Here is a 16,730-nt window from a genome sequence, read left to right as displayed (position 1 = left end):
CTTTCAGCGAGCACTGACGCCTGCTGAAAGCGGTCTTCGCTGAAGGGCGTAGCGCATGGCATTCACCCTTCGGAATCGGACAGGGCCTGGCGCTGCGCTTCGGCAGCCATCCGGATTGCCTGCAGTTTCGCGTGATTCGGCGAGACGTAAGCTTCGAACGAATTGCTGCCATCTGGATAATAGAAGATCGTGCTGTTGCCTTTGGCTTTGACTTTAGGTCCCACGGATCGCGTGAGGAACTGCGAATGTAGGATGGGTTCGAAATGGACATTGCGGGCATCAGGTGCCTTGTAAGTTAGGTAGTAATCCCCGTTCGTGATCAGGCTCATTGACTTTGTATGGCCTCCAAGGAACCTCTCACTGAGCCATGGGTAGTAGTCCCGCACAACTGTCAGATCTCCGTCGACTTTGATATCCCAGCGGCCGTTGGGCGAATTGTTGTCATAAAAAATGACAGTCATGCCGGCAGGAAGGCCGGATGCAATGCCCTCGCCAAACGCGGAGGTGTCTTTGTACTCCGCGCCGAAGGTGATATTGCTCAGTTCCCAGTTGCAGGCACCACCTCCATTCACCGGCACTTTAGCCTCGAACAGTCTGCTCTGCTCCTGCTGGATGGGCTTCAAGTCCATCCGCTGATAGCCATCTCGATCATAGGGAATTCCGGAGGCAGTATGATCGGTGAAGGTGCAAGTCTTTGATCGGTAAATGACTCGCATTTCCATCGTATCGAGCTCCGTGGGGACCTTGATGGTCACATTGACCACGCCTGCATCCGTGGTGGGCGACAAGCCTCGGTCCGGTAACTCCCTGCCCGGGGTATGGCGGCAGCCGCTGAGAAGCAGGAGGGCGAGGATTGATGCCGGGATGGGAAATTTCATCTGCTGTAGTCGGGGCATGCTGATTTCTTCTGAATGCTGAGAGCTCCGTCGGCATCCGTCTTGAGGCAGAATGTGGCTTCATAGATTGCGGTATGAAAGTACCAGAGATTTGGAATGTATCGGATTGCTTGAAAGTAGTAGGTTGTGTTCAATTTCAATTGAACATTCTCCCTGTTGTCTTCTGGCCCATCCCGCTCGTAGCCGTCTGGCGTTGAGCCGTATGAAATGCAATTGCCAGGCCTTAGCTTCGTCGGCTTGGCGTCGTCCTTCAGGCTGATGGCCCAGCTTTCGTGTTGGAGTGTGTAGTGCTCCATCAGTAGCAGGTTGGCCACCGGGAACGACCGCCTCGCTTTTTGCGGGATGCAGATCGCGGGTGTGCCATCTATGAGCCTGACATCGGCCTCTTCTCTGACCAGCTGGAACGCGTGCGCCATGTTTGGGGCCACGCTGCAACCGGTGGCCACGAGCAGCGCCAAGGTGCTCTTGAAATTCTGCATTGGTTTTCTGATGACTCCGTCTGCGCAACTCTGAAAGGGCGAGCGATTCAATTGCCCTGATCGCCTTTGCCAGCATTGTCGTACCGCCAGAACGATGGGGCGTACGGCAGTCTGGAGTGGCCATGGCACGGGAGGTAATGAGAAGGGCGTCGCGTTTATGCGGGTAAAAGACGGGCCGAAATGAGGCCAGAGACGACACCCGTAGAAGCGATCACCCGCTCACCTGCAACCGCCCCACAGCCTGCGCACTCAACGCCAGGCACGCCAGCATCAGCCCTTCCATCACCCGGTCGCCCACATAGTCCTCGGGCTCGCCGTTCTGTCGGGTCCGCTCTGCCGCCAGCAGCATCTCCTGCACCACCCGCAACCCGGCCAACGCGCAATCCGCATCGGCCAGTGCCATGCAGCGCCCGGGTAACTGGTGCCGCTCCGGCCAGGGCTGCCCGTCGGCCGCAGCGCCTTTGCCGATGCGCTTCAGGTTGGCAATCAGGGTATTCGCATCCACGCAGGGCACAGCCTCTGCCAGGTCATCGGCGTTGGCCGGGTCGCTGTAGGCGTGCAGATGGGGCAGGTCAGATCCGTTCATGGCGAGGCTCCGTGCAAGGCAATCGGTAGCCGCCACACAGAGGTGGCGGACGGTACGAGGTTCGAACACCGGGTTGATCCCAAGCCGGCGGGCACGGGGCCCCCACGTACCGCCCGCCATAGCCGGCAGACGGATTGCCAGCCGGCGCCACGCAAGGTGACGCCGACTGGCAAGCGTAATCACTCAGGAACAACACGGGTGTTCGACGCCCGACCACCCGTTTTCGGTGGCACGCCATCTCAGCCCGCGTCGCTATGCAATGCCAATCAGAAGAGTTGCAAATAGCTCACGATTGGAGACGCTTTCGGCATTGAACCACGCTGTTAAGTACTGGCAGTGCTGGCTGCCGCGTTGGTCCAGCGCGACCAGGCAATCTGCGACAGGTGTCGTGGTTGTGGGCATGGAGTGAGCAGGGTGGCCGGGGCGAAGGCGACATCACAGTGAACCCGGATGCATTCCGCCGGGCACGGCCCGGCGCTACCATTCCGTCGTGCCTTGACGTTCCCAGCCACCAAGCGCAGGCTTGCCCAGCACGTTTCCTAAACACCAAGGAGACTTATGACAGCCACCGCGTCTCTGCACCCCGCGCCCGACACCCAAGGCCGTTCACGCCTCTGGAACGTCTTCTGGCTGCAGGGGGTCATTCCCAGCAACATTCTCTGGGCTGTTGCCCTCTGGGCCCTGGCCAACCAGCGCACCACGCTGGTGCTGGCGATGTTCGCCGTGCTGCTGCTCTATACCGGCTGGATCATTCCGGCGGTGTGGCGGGCGGCACCCACCGCGCGCACTCCGAATCTGGGCGTTGCTGCGCGCGGGTTGACAGTGGCCTGGGGCCTGAACACGGTGCTGCTGATCTTCTTCCTGACCCTGCAGCTGGTGGCTCAATAGAACTGGATCGGCTCACCGCTGCGGTCGAAGGCGGCGAAGCGGCCGATCTGGCCGTCGTTGATGGCGTTGACCATCAGCCGCAGCGGGCGGGTGGCCTCGTCGGTGGTCGGGGCAAAACCCGCACGGCCGTCCATCGCCGCCACGAACACCATGTCCCACTCCACGCCGGTGGTGCTGGACTCGCTGGCCAACGCCTGGAAGCTGGGCACCTCGGCCGGCAGCTTGTCCACGCACAGCACCGGCGACAGGGTGCCGCCTTCGCGGCGGTCATGTCGGTCACGCTGGTCGTCGGTGGGCGATTCGGGCAGGTCGGCGCGGGCGAATACGAACAGCAGGCGTTGCGGTTCGGCCTGTTCGCCTGCGGCCTGCAGCAGGTGCTGGAAATCGTTCATCATCATGATGGCTGTCACACGCACACGGCACGGAAAGCCGCATGCTGCCACAACGCCTGCGCGGCGTGGCCGGCGGCGATTGATTTAAGTCATCCCGTTGTCAATGCCTGCCGCGTAGGCTGGCGTCAGTCTCAGCAGGCGAGGGTATCCGGGCCGTTCCGGGCACAGGCAAGACGGTGGAACAACAAGGTGGACCAGCCATGAGCCAACTCACCGACGGATTCGGGCGCAGCTTTCCCTACCTGCGCCTGTCGTTGACCGAGGCCTGCAACTTCCGTTGCAGTTACTGCCTGCCCGATGGCTACCAGGCCGATGGCCGCCCGCGCTTCCTGGCGGTGGACGAGATCGCGCGCCTGGTGCGCGCGTTTGCCATGCTGGGGATGACCAAGATTCGTCTTACCGGTGGTGAGCCCAGCCTGCGCAAGGACCTGGACGAGATCATTGCCACGGTGGCGGCCGTGCCGGGCATCCGCAAGGTGGCCATCACCACCAATGGCACGCTGCTGCCGCGCCGCCTGCCGGGCTGGCACCGCGCCGGCCTGACCGCGCTGAACGTGAGCATGGACAGCCTGCAGCGCGAGCGCTTCAGCACCATCACTGGCCACGACCGCCTGCCGGAAATCCAGCAGGGGCTGGAGATGGCGCAGGCACTGGGCCTGCCGGCCATCAAGCTCAACGCGGTGCTGCTGCGCGGCCTGAACGACGACGAGCTGCCGCAATGGATGGACTTCCTGCGCGACCGTCCTTTCAGCGTGCGCTTCATCGAACTGATGCGTACCGGCGACAACGAAGCCTATTTCCAGCGGCACCACCTGCGTGCCGAACACGTGATCGACCAGCTGCATGCCGCCGGTTGGCATGAGCGCCCGCGCGCGGCCGATGCCGGCCCGGCGCGTGAGTTCAGCCACCCGCAGCATTGCGGCACGGTGGGCATCATCGCTCCGTATTCGCGTGACTTCTGCAAGGGCTGCAATCGCCTGCGGGTCACCGCCAAGGGCGACCTGCGGCTGTGCCTGTTCGGCGAATTCGGCGTGCCACTGCGCCCGCTGCTGCAGAGCGACGATGACCAGGACGCGCTGCTGGCACGCATCACCACACAGCTTGGCCTGAAAGCGGCCGGGCACGGATTGCATCAGGGCCAGACCGGGTTGACCCCGCACCTGGCGTCGATCGGAGGATGAGGAACACGATGAGTGGTGAATTGACTGCGGCCTTCCACATGGCCGATGTGCGCGACAAACGCGTTACCCGCCGCCGCGCGGTGGCGGTGGGCGAACTGCATGCCGGACCGGTGGCCTACCCGCTGATTGTCGAGCGCCGCCTGCCCAAGGGCGATGCGCTGGTGATGGCCGAGATTGCCGGCCTGCAAGGCGCGAAGATGGCCTCGCTGCTGATGCCGCTGTGCCACCCGCTGCCGCTGGAGCTGGTGCAGGTGTACTGCGCGCCTGTGCCAGAACGGCAGTCGATCCGCGTGTGGTGCGAGTGCGCCAGCGAGGCCCGCACCGGTGTGGAGATGGAAGCACTAGCCGGGGTGAACGCCGCACTGCTGACCCTGTACGACCTGAGCAAGCCGGTGGAGCCGGCGCTGCGTATCGAGGGCATCCGCCTGCTGTTCAAGGAAGGCGGCAAGCGCGGCCTGTGGCTGCACCCTGATGGCATGGACGATGGTGAGCGCGAGCGCTTCAGGCCGCGCCCGCCGAAGGGCTTGAACGGTGCGGCCTGCGCGGTGATCACCCTGAGCGATCGCGCGAGCGAGGGCACGTATGTCGACGAGTCCGGGCCGAAGCTGGTGAGCGGGCTGCAGTCGCTCGGTGGCGAGGTGGTGGCTGCCGAAGTACTACCCGATGGCATCGAACCACTGGCGGGCCGCCTGCGTGCGCTGGCGGGCGAGGGCGTACGCCTGTGCCTGTGTACCGGCGGCACCGGGCTTGGCCCGCGCGACCTGACCCCGGAAGCGCTGCGTTCGTTGAACGCGCGCCCGGTGCACGGCCTGGCGCAGATGGTGCGCGCGTTGAGCGCGCAGCACACGCCGATGGCCTGGCTGAGCCGTGCCGAGGTGGTGCAGCTGGATGACATGCTGGTATTTGCACTGCCGGGCAGCCCTCGTGCGGCCGCGCAGTGTCTGGACATTCTGGCGCCGGTGCTGGGCCACGCGCTGGCGATGGTCGATGGCGGTGGCCACGCATGATCGCCTACAGCGAAGCGCTGCAGCACTTGATGGAGGCAGCCACACCGCTGCCGGCCGAGCGGCTGACGCTGCATGAGGCGGGTGGTCGCATCCTGGCCACGGACATCATCAGCGGGCAGTCGCTGCCGCCGTTCGACAATTCGGCGATGGACGGCTTCGCGCTGCGCGCCAATGGCACGCCCTTCGAAAGCGGTACCGGGTTTGCGGTGCAGGGCTGGCAGGCCGCAGGCGATGCCGGTGCCGAGGGCGGCGAAGGTGCCTGGGAAATCATGACCGGCGCGCGCATGCCGGTTGGGCTGGATACGGTGGTGCCGATCGAGAACGTGGAGATCCTCGCCAGCGAGGATGGCCGGCCGACCCGCATTGCGTTGAAGAGCGCGGTGAAGCCTGGCCAGAACGTGCGCCTGCGCGGGCAGGACGTGGAAGAAGGCGAGCGCGTGCTGCAGGCCGGGCAGGCGCTGGACATCAATGCGCGCACCCTGCTGCATGCCATCGGCGTGGCCGAGGTCGCGGTGGTGGCACGGCCGAAGGTCGCTGTCATTGCCACCGGCAAGGAGCTGGTGACCGAAGCGGCGCAGGCGCTGGACTCCGGACAGATCCGTGACAGCAACCGGCCCTATCTGATCGGCCGCCTGCAGGCCGCCGGTGCCGAGGTGGTGTGGCAGGGCACGGTGGGCGATGAGGTGGCTGCCTTCGATGCCGTGTTGGATGACGCGCTGGCGGCAGGGGCGCAGGTGCTGGTCAGCACCGGTGCGGTGTCGGCGGGCCGCTACGACTTCATTCCCGATGCGTTGCGCGCGCGTGGCGCCCGCATCGTGTTCCACAAAGTGGCGATCCGCCCGGGCAAGCCGCTGCTGTTCGCGGTGCTGCCGGGCGGCGCGCTGTATTTTGGCCTGCCCGGCAACCCGGTGTCGGCGGCAGTGGGGCAGCGCTTCTTCGTGGAACCGGTGCTGCGGCGCCTGCTGGGTCTGGCCGCCGAGCCGCTGCTGCAGCTGCCGTTGCAGGCCGACGTGCGCAAGCCGCCGGGCCTGCGCTTCCACGCGCGGGCGCGGGTGGAAGTGGACGCGCAGGGGCGCTTGAGCGCGCGCGTGCTGGCGGGCCAGGAATCGTTCCGTTTGAAATCCATGCTGCAGGCCAATGCCTGGGTGGTGCTGGAGGGCGAGGGTGACCTTGCCACGGCCGGCACGCCGGTGCGCGTGCAGGGCTGGGGCCATCAGGACCCGCTGCAGCTGGCGAACCAGGAGTCATGATGAAACAGGTGAATCTGCAGTTGTTCGGTGCGTTTTCCGATCTGGATGCCAGCCGCGAGATCGCGCTGGAGGTGGCCGGTGGCACCGTGGCCGATCTGCGCCAGGCGTTGCGTGAGCTGTTGCCGGTGCGCTTTCCCGGCTTCCGCGCCGGGTTGCTGGACTATTCGGCCTTCGCCGACCAGCAGCGCGTGCTGCGTGACCACGAGGCGCTGCCCGCCGATGGCAAGGTGGCGATCCTGCCGCCGGTGAGTGGGGGCTGAGCCATGAGCAACGTGACTGCGAAAGTGGTGGACCGCGCGCAGCGCGCCATCGATCCGGCCGAAGGCATCGCAGCGGTGTCCGACCCGGCATTCGGCGGCATCGATGTGTTCATCGGCAAGGTACGCGACTTCAATGTGGGGCGGCCGGTGACCGGCATCACCTATGACCTGTTCGAACCGCTGGTGCTGAATGAGATCCAGCGCTTGGCGGCGGAGATCGAGGCGACGTTCGGGCCGAAGCTGAAGTTGTACGTGGCACATGCCAAGGGCCGTCTGGGCATTGGCGATGTGGCGGTGGTGGTGGCTGCGGGCAGCCCGCACCGTGATGAAGCGTTCCGCGCGTGCCGGCAGCTGATCGAGGCGGTGAAACACCAGTGCCCGATCTGGAAACAGGAACATTACGAAGACGGCGACAGCGAGTGGAGCGAAGGCTGCACGCTGTGTCACGCGGACAGTGAACCGGCACATGAGCACCACCATTGACCCCAGTAGATCCACGCCATGCGTGGATGGAGCCTTCCCCTCGCGCCCGGCAGGGGCAGCCACGCATGGCGTGGCTCTACTGGGGTTTCCCGCGTGAACACGACCATCGCCGGCATCGTGCTGGCCGGTGGCCTGTCCAGCCGCATGGGGCGCGACAAGGCGCTGCTGCCCTGGCAGGGGCGCGCGCTGCTGGAGCACATGCGCGGCACGTTGCGGCTGGCCGGGGCAGACCGCGTCTGGGTGAGCGGACGTTACCCGGCCTTCGGCGGCGTACCCGACCAGATCACACGGTGCGGGCCGCTGGGCGGCCTGTTCAGCGTGGCAATGCAGATGCCCGATGGCCCCGCCTGGGTGGTGCCGGTGGATACGCCCCGTCTGACCCCGGATCTGCTGCGGCAATTGCGTGACGGGCATCGCAGCGCTTGCACGATCTTTGACGGGCATCCGCTTCCGATGCTGTTTAATGTGGACAATGAAAGTCGCACGATCCTCGAAAACATGATCCACGATCCCCTCGGTCCGCGTTCCCTGCAGGCCCTGCAACACCGGCTGGACGCGCAGACCCTGCGCCTGGCCCAGGCTGATGAAAGCGCCCTGGTCAATTGCAATACCCCCGCCCAATGGGAGGACGTTGCCTCATGAAGGTGCAGTTGCACGAACAGACGATGCGCCTGCGCCTGGACGAGGCCGAGCTCGCGCAGCTGCTGGCCGGTGAAACGGTGGAAAACGTGACCCGGTTCGGTGGCAGCGGTGGTTGGGGTACGGCCGTTTCGCTGCATGGTGGCGAATCGGCCGTGCTGCTCGACAGCGGCACCGATTGCCGCCTGGTGCTGCCACGGTCTTCCGTGGAGGACCTGGCCGGGCGCCTGCCGTGCCGTGATGGCCTGGCCTTTGCGCTGTACCTGGACGACGGCACCACGCTGCAGCTGCAGTTCGATGTGGATGTACGCGACAGCGTGCGCCAGCGCGGGGCGACCCGCCGCAGTTCCGCATCATCGGTTTGACATTTGTCAGGGGCAGGGGGGAAACCCGCGCCTGATTGATCCAGATCAACCCCGTCGTTACTGCGGCACGGCCTAATGGCTGCATGACGACGGGTTACAACTTGAAAGCAGTACCCACGTCATTCCACAGCCTTGGAGCCATGTATGACCGTCGGTAGCGATCCTGTTGTCCGCAGCACTGCCAGTCCTGGTCGCGTCATCAGCGACTGGACGCCGGAAGATCCCGGTTATTGGGAGCGCACCGGCAAGCGGGTCGCCACCCGCAACCTAGTCATCTCCATCCCCTCGCTGCTGCTGGCCTTCTCGGTCTGGGTACTGTTCTCGGCGGTGACCATCAGCCTCCCGAAGATCGGCTTCGGCTTCAGCACCGATCAGTTGTTCTGGCTGGTGGCACTGCCCAGCCTGTCCGGCGCGACGCTGCGCATCTTCTATTCGTTCGTGATTCCGATCTTTGGCGGTCGCCGCTGGACGGCGCTGTCCACCGCATCGCTGCTGGCCCCCACGATCTGGCTTGGCTTTGCGGTGCAGAACCCGGCGACGCCTTACTGGGTGTTCGTGGTGATCGCGATCCTGTGTGGCTTTGGTGGGGCGAACTTCTCCTCGTCGATGTCCAACATTTCCTTCTTCTACCCCAAGCAGAAGCAGGGCTTGGCGCTGGGCCTGAATGCCGGCCTGGGCAATGTCGGCGTGTCGGTGGCACAGGCGGTGATTCCGCTGGTGATCACCGTGGGCGTGTTCGGTGCCCTCGGTGGTGCGCCGCAGCCGGTGGTGGAGGGCGGTACGCCGTTGTACCTGCAGAATGCCGGCTTCATCTGGGTGCCGGCGATTGCGATCTGCGCGGTGGCGGCCTGGTTCGGCATGAATGACCTGACCAGCGCCCGCTCCTCGTTTGCGGAACAGGCGGTGATTTTCCGCCGCAAGCACAACTGGCTGATGTGCTGGTTGTACATCGGCACCTTCGGTTCCTACATCGGTTTCTCGGCCGGCTTCCCGATGCTGGTGAAGAGCCAGTTCCCCGCCGTGAACCCGCTCGCCTACGCCTTCATCGGCCCGCTGCTGGGTGCGCTGATGCGCTCGGTCGGCGGCAGCATGGCCGACCGTTGGGGTGGTGCGCGGCTGACGTTCTGGGTGTTCGCGTTGATGATCGCGGCGGTGTTCGGCGTGCTGCATTTCCTGCCCAGCGATGGCCAGGGCGGCAATTTCTACGGCTTCCTCTTCAGCTTCATGGCGCTGTTCGTGCTCAGCGGCATCGGCAACGGCACCACTTTCCGCATGATCCCGGTGATCTTCCGCACGCTGCATGAGCGCCTGTCGGCAGGTGCCAATGCGGAAGGCAAGGCCGCGTCGGCGCACCAGGCCAGCATCGAGTCGGCCGCGGTCGTGGGCTTCTCCGGTGCGATCGGTGCCTACGGCGGCTTCTTCATTCCCAAGAGCTACGGCTCTTCGATCACGTTGACCGGCAGCCCCGATATGGCGCTGTACGGGTTCGTCGTTTTCTATGTCACCTGCCTGGCCGTGACCTGGTGGTGGTACTACCGGCGCGGCGCAGAGACGCCCTGCTGACATGAAAACGCACCGCAGCCAGATGACACACACAGCCACGATGCAGATGTCCGCAAAGGGAGACCCCCGATGAGTTATTTCCTTGATCGCTTGCAGTTCTTCAAGCGTGACCCCCAGCCCTTTGCCGATGGCCATGGGTTTGCCAAGAGCGAAGGCCGTGACTGGGAGAACAGTTATCGCCAGCGCTGGCAGTACGACAAGATCGTGCGCTCCACCCACGGCGTGAACTGCACCGGTTCGTGCAGCTGGAAGATCTACGTCAAGAATGGTCTGGTGACCTGGGAAACCCAGCAGACCGATTACCCGCGCACGCGCCCGGACCTGCCCAACCACGAACCGCGTGGCTGTCCGCGTGGCGCCAGCTACTCCTGGTACCTGTACAGTGCCAACCGCCTGAAGTACCCGCTGATCCGCGGCACGCTGCTGCGCCTGTGGCGCGAAGCACGCAGGACCCAGGGCCCGGTGGATGCGTGGGCCAGCATCGTGGAGGACAAGGAAAAGGCGCGCTCGTACAAGACCCGGCGCGGCATGGGCGGTTTCGTGCGACTGAACTGGGAAGAGGCCAACGAGATCATCGCGGCCTCCAACCTGTACACGGTGAAGCAGTACGGACCGGACCGCGTGGTCGGTTTCTCGCCGATTCCGGCGATGTCGATGGTGTCCTACGCCGCCGGTGCGCGTTACCTGTCGCTGCTGGGCGGCGCCTGCCTGTCCTTCTATGACTGGTACTGCGATCTGCCGCCGGCTTCGCCGCAGGTATGGGGCGAACAGACCGACGTGCCCGAATCGGCTGACTGGTACAACAGCCGCTACATCATCGCCTGGGGCTCGAACGTGCCGCAGACGCGTACGCCCGATGCGCACTTCTTCACCGAGGCGCGCTACAACGGGACCAAGACGGTCTCGATCTGCCCGGACTATTCCGAGCTGGCAAAGCTGACCGATCATTGGCTGCACCCCAAGCAGGGCACCGATGCTGCGCTGGCGTTCGCCTTCGGCCATGTGATCCTGCGCGAGTTCCATGTCGATTCGCCGTCGCAGTACTTCCAGGACTACTGCCGCCAGTACTCGGATATGCCGATGCTGGTGCGTCTGGAGCGTCGCGCCGATGGCCGCCTGGTGGCCGGGCGTTTCCTGCGCGCCAGTGAGCTGGGTGGATTGGGCGAGGCCAACAACCCGGACTGGAAGACCCTCGCTTACGACGAGACTAGTGGCCAGATCGTGGTGCCGAACGGTTCGATCGGCTTCCGCTGGGGCGAAAAGGGTCGCTGGAACATCGAGGAGAAGGCCAGCAACGGCGCGGATACGCGCCTGCGCTTGAGCCTGTCCGATTTCAACGATGGGATCGAGGCGGTCAGCTTCCCGTACTTCGGTGGCATCGAGAGTGACGGCTGGACGGCCGCCCCGGCCGAGGAAGTACTGGACCGCAACATCCCGGTGCGCCGCCTGGCCACTGCCGATGGCAGCGAGACCCTGGTGGCGACCGTCTATGACCTGCTGCTGGCGCAGTACGGCGTTGACCGCGGTTTCGGCGGCGCCAATGTGGCCAAGAGCTTCGATGAGAACGTGCCGGGCACGCCGGCCTGGCAGGAACGCATCACCGGCGTGCCGCGTGGCGAGGTGATCGAGATCGCCCGCGAGTTCGCGCGTACCGCCGACAAGACCCATGGCCGTTCGATGATCATCGTCGGCGCGGGCATGAACCACTGGTTCCACAACGACATGAACTACCGAGGCCTGATCAACATGCTGATCATGTGCGGTTGCGTGGGCCAGACCGGCGGTGGCTGGGCGCACTACGTGGGCCAGGAAAAGCTGCGCCCGCAGACCGGCTGGCAGCCGCTGGCGTTCGGCCTGGACTGGAGCAAGCCGCCGCGCCATATGAACGGCACGTCGTTCTTCTACTTCAACACGGGGCAGTGGCGCTACGAGAAGCTGCAGGTGGATGAGCTGCTGTCACCGCTGGCCGACGCCAGCAAGTACAGCGGCAGCCTGGCCGACCTGAACCTGCGCGCCGTGCGCATGGGCTGGTTGCCATGCGCGCCGCAGCTGGACCGCAATCCGCTGCAGCTGGTGCGCGAGGCCGAAGCGGCCGGCGTGGCCCCTGCCGACTACGCACTGGGCAAGTTCAAGGACGGTTCGCTGGACTTCGCCTTTGCCGATCCGGACGCGCAGCAGAACCACCCGCGGATGATGTTCATCTGGCGCTCGAACCTGCTGGGTTCGTCGGGCAAGGGCCACGAGTACATGCTGCGGCACCTGCTGGGTACCCGCCACGGCCTGCAGGGCAAGGACCTGGGCGAGATGGGCGCGGTAAAGCCGGAGGAAGTGAAGTGGCGCGACGAGGCGCCGGAAGGCAAGCTCGACCTGCTGGTGACGCTGGACTTCCGCATGTGCACCACCGCGCTGTATTCGGACATCGTGCTGCCGACGGCCACTTGGTACGAGAAGGACGATCTCAACACCTCGGACATGCATCCGTTCATCCATCCGCTGTCGAAGGCGGTGGACCCGGCGTGGGAATCGCGCAGTGACTGGGACATCTTCAAGGAGGTTGCGCGCACCGTGAGCGAGATGGCGCCCGGCGTGCTGGGCGTGGAGAAGGACCTGGTGCTGGTGCCGACCCTGCACGACACCCCCAACGAGCTGGGCATGCCGTTCGGCGTGGCCGACTGGAAGAAGGGCGAGTGCGAGGCCATCCCCGGCCAGACCATGCCGTCGATGACGGTGGTGGAGCGCGATTACCCGAACCTGTATCGCAAGTTCACCTCGCTGGGGCCGCTGCTGGACAAGCACGGCAATGGCGGCAAGGGCATGAACTGGGACACCAAGCACGAGGTGGAATTCCTCGGCAAGTTGAACCATACCGTGCACGAGGAGGGCGTCAGCCAGGGCCGGCCGGCCATCTCGACCGCCATCGATGCGGCCGAAGTGATCCTGCACCTGGCCCCGGAAACCAATGGCCACGTGGCGGTGAAGGCGTGGGCGTCGCTGGGCAGCTTCACCGGCCGCGAGCACACCCATCTGGCGGTCGGCAAGGAACACGAGGCGATCCGCTTCCGTGACATCCAGGCGCAGCCGCGCAAGATCATCTCTTCACCGATCTGGTCCGGGCTGGAAGACGACAACGTCAGCTACAACGCCGGCTACACCAATGTGCACGAGCTGATTCCGTGGCGCACGGTGACCGGTCGCCAGCAGTTCTACCAGGACCATGAGTGGATGATCGATTTCGGCGAGGCCTTCATGAGCTACCGGCCGCCGGTCAACACCCGCACCATCGAGCCGCTGCTCAACCAGCGCTCGAACGGCAACAAGGAGATCGTGCTGAACTGGATCACCCCGCACCAGAAGTGGGGCATCCACAGCACCTACAGCGACAACCTGATCATGCAGACGCTGTCGCGCGGTGGTCCGATCGTGTGGATCAGCGAGGACGACGCGCGCAATGCCGGCATCGTCGACAACGACTGGATCGAGCTGTTCAACGTCAACGGCGCGATCGCCGCGCGAGCGGTGGTCAGCCAGCGCGTGATGCCGGGCATGGCGATGATGTACCACGCCCAGGAACGCATCATCAACGTACCGGGTTCGGAGATTTCCGGTACCCGCGGCGGCATCCACAACTCAGTGACCCGCATCGTGCTCAAGCCGACCCACATGATTGGTGGCTACGCGCAGCTGGCCTACGGTTTCAACTACTACGGCACCTGCGGCACCAACCGCGACGAGTTCGTGATCGTGCGCAAGATGGACAAGATCGATTGGCTTGATGGCGAGGCCGTACCGGCCGTTGCCAAGGAGGTGGTGTGATGAAGGTCCGTGCACAGATCGCGATGGTGCTGAACCTGGACAAGTGCATCGGCTGCCACACCTGCTCGATCACCTGCAAGAACGTCTGGACCTCGCGCGAGGGTGTCGAGTACGCCTGGTTCAACAACGTTGAAACCAAGCCGGGCATCGGCTATCCGAAGGAATGGGAGAACCAGGAGAAGTGGAACGGCGGCTGGGTGCGTACCGGCAGCGGCAAGCTGGTGCCACGCGCTGGCGGTCGCTGGCGGATGCTGGCCAAGATCTTCGCCAACCCGGACCTGCCGCAGATCGACGATTACTACGAGCCGTTCGACTTCGACTACCAGAACCTGCACACCGCCAAGGACAGCCAGCACCAGCCGACCGCACGGCCGCGCTCGCTGATCAGTGGCGAGCGCATGCAGAAGATCGAGTGGGGCCCGAACTGGGAAGAGATCCTGGGTTCGGAGTTCAGCAAGCGTTCGCGCGACTATAACTTCAATGAAGTGCAGAAGGAGATCTACGGCGCCTTCGAAAAGACCTTCATGATGTACCTGCCACGCCTGTGCGAGCACTGCCTGAACCCGGCGTGCGTGTCGGCGTGCCCATCAGGCGCGATCTACAAGCGCGAGGAAGACGGCATCGTGCTGATCGACCAGGACAAGTGCCGTGGCTGGCGCATGTGCGTGTCGGCGTGCCCGTACAAGAAGATCTATTACAACTGGAAGAGCGGCAAGTCGGAGAAGTGCATCTTCTGCTACCCGCGCATCGAGATGGGTGAGCCGACGATCTGTTCGGAAACCTGTGTCGGCCGCATCCGCTACCTGGGCGTGATGCTGTACGACGCCGACCGCATTGCGGAGGCCGCATCGGTGGCCGCCGAAAAGGATCTGTACCAGGCCCACCTGGACATCTTCCTGGACCCGCATGACCCGGCGGTGATTGCTGCTGCACGTGCGGAAGGCATTCCGGACAGCTGGCTGGAATCGGCCAAGCAGTCGCCGGTGTACAAGATGGCGATCGACTGGAAGCTGGCGCTGCCGCTGCACCCGGAGTACCGCACGCTGCCGATGGTCTGGTACGTGCCGCCATTGTCGCCGATCCAGTCGGCCGCCGAACGTGGCCGCATCGGCATGAGTGGCGAACTGCCGGACGTGGCCTCGCTGCGTATTCCGGTGCGCTACCTGGCCAACATGCTGACGGCCGGTGACGAGGCACCGGTGGTGCGGGCGCTGGAACGTCTGATGGCGATGCGCGCCTGGCGCCGGGCCAAGAACGTGGACGGCGTGGAAGACACCGCCGTGCTTGATCAGACCGGACTGACCGTAGCCCAGGTTGAAGAGATGTACCGCTACCTGGCGATTGCCAACTACGAGGACCGTTTCGTGATTCCCAGCGCTCACCGCGAGTACGCCAACGACGCCTTCGGCGAACGCGGCGGCTGCGGCTTCACCTTCGGCAACGGCTGCAACGGCGACAGCCCGGCCGACCTGTTCGGCCAGCGCAAGAGCACCAGCTTCGTGGTGAACAACGGGCCCAACCACCGCCGCAAGGAGGTGGTCTGATGAGCGTTCTGAAGCTGGTGGGGGTACTGCTGGATTACCCCCGCGAGGAACTGTGGCAGCACGGCGAGGAACTGCTGGCGGCCTGTGACGAGGTGGCACTGACGCCGACGCGGCGCAGGCAGCTGCGTGGCTTCGTGCAGCAGCTGCTGGACAGCGATCCGTTGGATGCGCAGGCCGCGTGGCTGGCAACCTTCGACCGCGGCCGTTCGATGAGCCTGCTGCTGTTCGAACACATCCACGGCGAATCGCGTGACCGCGGCCAGGCCATGGTCGATCTGGTGGAAACCTACCGCAAGCACGGCTTCGAGCTGGATGCACGCGAACTGCCGGACTACCTGCCGCTGTTGCTGGAATTCCTGGCGCATCGTCCTGAGGCAGAGGCGCGGGAGTGGCTGCACCACATCGGCCACATCGCCGGGATGCTGGCCGCGCGCGCCGCCGAGCGCAAGCTGCCGCATGTGCCGCTGCTGGAGATTCTGGTGGAGGCCGGCGACGGCAAGGTCAACCTGGAGGCGCTGCGGCAACGCGCCAGCGAAGAGCCCCGCGACGATACGGCCGAGGCGATGGACAGGCTGTGGGAAGAGGAAGCCGTGCGTTTCGGCGCCGAAGCTCCTGCCGAAGACTGCAAGCCACCGACACGCTCACCGGCCCGCCCTGTGCATCGAGAGGTCCAGCCATGAACTACTACCTGCATCAATTCGCTTTCCAGTACTACCCGTACATCGCCGTGGCGGTGCTGCTGATCGGCAGCTGGGCGCGCTATGACAAGGCCATGTACACCTGGCGCACCGGTTCCAGCCAGATGCTGTCGGACAAGGGCATGCGGATCGGCAGCAACTGCTTCCACATCGGCATCCTGGCCATCCTGGGTGGTCATCTGGTCGGCCTGCTGACTCCACACGCGGTGTACGAGCACTTCATCACCTCCTCGCAGAAGCAGATGCTGGCGATGGTGGTGGGCGGCGTGTTCGGTGCGTTGTGCTTCATCGGTATCAGTATCCTGCTGGTGCGCCGGCTGACCAACGCCCGCGTGCGCGCCACCGGCAGCTTCGGTGACACCCTGGTGCTGGTGCTGCTGTTCGCCCAGCTCTGTCTTGGCCTGTACAGCATCCGGGTGTCGGCCGGACATCTGGACGGTGGGGTAATGGTGCAGCTGGCCGAGTGGGCGCAGCACATCGTGACCTTCCGTGCCGGTGCCGCCGACTACATCCAGGGCGTCAGCTGGGTCTACAAGATGCACATCTTCCTGGGCCTGACCCTGTTCCTGATCGCGCCGTTCACCCGTCTGGTGCACGTCTGGAGCATTCCGGTCAGCTATCTGTGGCGGCCATACCAAGTGGTGCGCCGTCGCCAGGCGGCGCTGCGTTACGGGCCGCGGGAGTAA

General features: G+C 64.7%; 17 protein-coding genes. 13 read left to right on the top strand and 4 right to left on the bottom strand.

The features are described 5' to 3' along the window. Positions 1 to 62: 62 nt before the first annotated feature. From CR919_RS02390 to CR919_RS02380, 3 genes are all read right to left on the bottom strand, one after another. Positions 63 to 878, bottom strand: coding sequence for a hypothetical protein (locus tag CR919_RS02390; RefSeq protein WP_099818677.1), 816 nt, complete (start codon positions 876 to 878; stop codon positions 63 to 65). Further along, positions 875 to 1,375, bottom strand: coding sequence for a hypothetical protein (locus CR919_RS02385; protein WP_099818676.1), 501 nt, complete (start codon positions 1,373 to 1,375; stop codon positions 875 to 877). The genes CR919_RS02390 and CR919_RS02385 overlap by 4 nt, the downstream gene beginning before the upstream one ends. Positions 1,376 to 1,586: 211 nt before the next feature. Beyond that, positions 1,587 to 1,961: a hypothetical protein gene (locus CR919_RS02380; protein WP_099818675.1), complete on the bottom strand. Its 375-nt coding sequence runs from the start codon at positions 1,959 to 1,961 to the stop codon at positions 1,587 to 1,589. 558 nt (positions 1,962 to 2,519) lie between these two features. Here CR919_RS02380 and CR919_RS02375 point away from each other — a divergent pair. After that, entirely contained in the window at positions 2,520 to 2,849 is a 330-nt protein-coding gene (locus tag CR919_RS02375; RefSeq protein ID WP_099818674.1) for a hypothetical protein, read from the top strand. On the opposite strand, the gene CR919_RS02370 is transcribed toward CR919_RS02375, so the two are convergent. Next, entirely contained in the window at positions 2,843 to 3,247 is a 405-nt protein-coding gene (locus CR919_RS02370; protein ID WP_099818673.1) for a ribonucleotide reductase subunit alpha, read from the bottom strand. The two genes, CR919_RS02375 and CR919_RS02370, sit on opposite strands and share 7 nt — an antisense overlap. A 194-nt stretch (positions 3,248 to 3,441) precedes the next feature. Here CR919_RS02370 and moaA point away from each other — a divergent pair, with 194 nt between their 5' ends. The 12 genes from moaA to narI all read left to right on the top strand — a co-directional run bounded on the left by moaA (position 3,442) and on the right by narI (position 16,730). After that, positions 3,442 to 4,422: a GTP 3',8-cyclase MoaA gene (gene moaA / locus CR919_RS02365; RefSeq protein ID WP_099818672.1), complete on the top strand. Its 981-nt coding sequence runs from the start codon at positions 3,442 to 3,444 to the stop codon at positions 4,420 to 4,422. Positions 4,423 to 4,430: 8 nt separating this feature from the next. Then, complete coding sequence (gene moaCB, locus CR919_RS02360) at positions 4,431 to 5,429, top strand: bifunctional molybdenum cofactor biosynthesis protein MoaC/MoaB (RefSeq protein ID WP_099818671.1); 999 nt, start codon at positions 4,431 to 4,433, stop codon at positions 5,427 to 5,429. Beyond that, positions 5,426 to 6,679: a gephyrin-like molybdotransferase Glp gene (gene glp, locus CR919_RS02355; RefSeq protein ID WP_099818670.1), complete on the top strand. Its 1,254-nt coding sequence runs from the start codon at positions 5,426 to 5,428 to the stop codon at positions 6,677 to 6,679. Before moaCB ends, glp begins: the two co-directional genes overlap by 4 nt. After that, positions 6,679 to 6,939 carry a MoaD/ThiS family protein gene (locus CR919_RS02350; protein WP_049463966.1) on the top strand — a complete coding sequence of 87 codons (261 nt, stop codon included), beginning with the start codon at positions 6,679 to 6,681 and terminating at the stop codon, positions 6,937 to 6,939. Before glp ends, CR919_RS02350 begins: the two co-directional genes overlap by 1 nt. A 3-nt stretch (positions 6,940 to 6,942) precedes the next feature. After that, on the top strand, positions 6,943 to 7,422 hold the full coding sequence (locus CR919_RS02345) for a molybdenum cofactor biosynthesis protein MoaE (protein WP_099818669.1): 480 nt from the start codon (positions 6,943 to 6,945) through the stop codon (positions 7,420 to 7,422). A 93-nt stretch (positions 7,423 to 7,515) separates the two neighbouring features. Continuing rightward, positions 7,516 to 8,064: a molybdenum cofactor guanylyltransferase gene (locus CR919_RS02340; protein ID WP_279324030.1), complete on the top strand. Its 549-nt coding sequence runs from the start codon at positions 7,516 to 7,518 to the stop codon at positions 8,062 to 8,064. Further along, positions 8,061 to 8,426, top strand: a complete 366-nt coding sequence (locus CR919_RS02335; protein ID WP_099818667.1) for a hypothetical protein — start codon at positions 8,061 to 8,063, stop codon at positions 8,424 to 8,426. Before CR919_RS02340 ends, CR919_RS02335 begins: the two co-directional genes overlap by 4 nt. A 144-nt stretch (positions 8,427 to 8,570) precedes the next feature. Continuing rightward, positions 8,571 to 9,989: a NarK family nitrate/nitrite MFS transporter gene (locus tag CR919_RS02330; protein ID WP_099818666.1), complete on the top strand. Its 1,419-nt coding sequence runs from the start codon at positions 8,571 to 8,573 to the stop codon at positions 9,987 to 9,989. A 69-nt stretch (positions 9,990 to 10,058) separates the two neighbouring features. After that, positions 10,059 to 13,802: a nitrate reductase subunit alpha gene (locus CR919_RS02325; RefSeq protein ID WP_099818665.1), complete on the top strand. Its 3,744-nt coding sequence runs from the start codon at positions 10,059 to 10,061 to the stop codon at positions 13,800 to 13,802. Then, positions 13,802 to 15,346, top strand: coding sequence for a nitrate reductase subunit beta (gene narH / locus CR919_RS02320; RefSeq protein WP_099818664.1), 1,545 nt, complete (start codon positions 13,802 to 13,804; stop codon positions 15,344 to 15,346). The genes CR919_RS02325 and narH overlap by 1 nt, the downstream gene beginning before the upstream one ends. Continuing rightward, the gene (gene narJ / locus CR919_RS02315; protein WP_099818663.1) at positions 15,346 to 16,026 is read left to right on the top strand and encodes a nitrate reductase molybdenum cofactor assembly chaperone; all 681 of its coding nucleotides are present in this window, start codon (positions 15,346 to 15,348) and stop codon (positions 16,024 to 16,026) included. Before narH ends, narJ begins: the two co-directional genes overlap by 1 nt. After that, positions 16,023 to 16,730: a respiratory nitrate reductase subunit gamma gene (narI, locus tag CR919_RS02310; RefSeq protein WP_089235844.1), complete on the top strand. Its 708-nt coding sequence runs from the start codon at positions 16,023 to 16,025 to the stop codon at positions 16,728 to 16,730. Before narJ ends, narI begins: the two co-directional genes overlap by 4 nt.

This window comes from Stenotrophomonas sp. LMG 10879, assembly GCF_002750935.1.
Classification (GTDB): domain Bacteria; phylum Pseudomonadota; class Gammaproteobacteria; order Xanthomonadales; family Xanthomonadaceae; genus Stenotrophomonas; species Stenotrophomonas lactitubi_B.
This window is presented reverse-complemented; position numbering and strand designations above follow the sequence as displayed.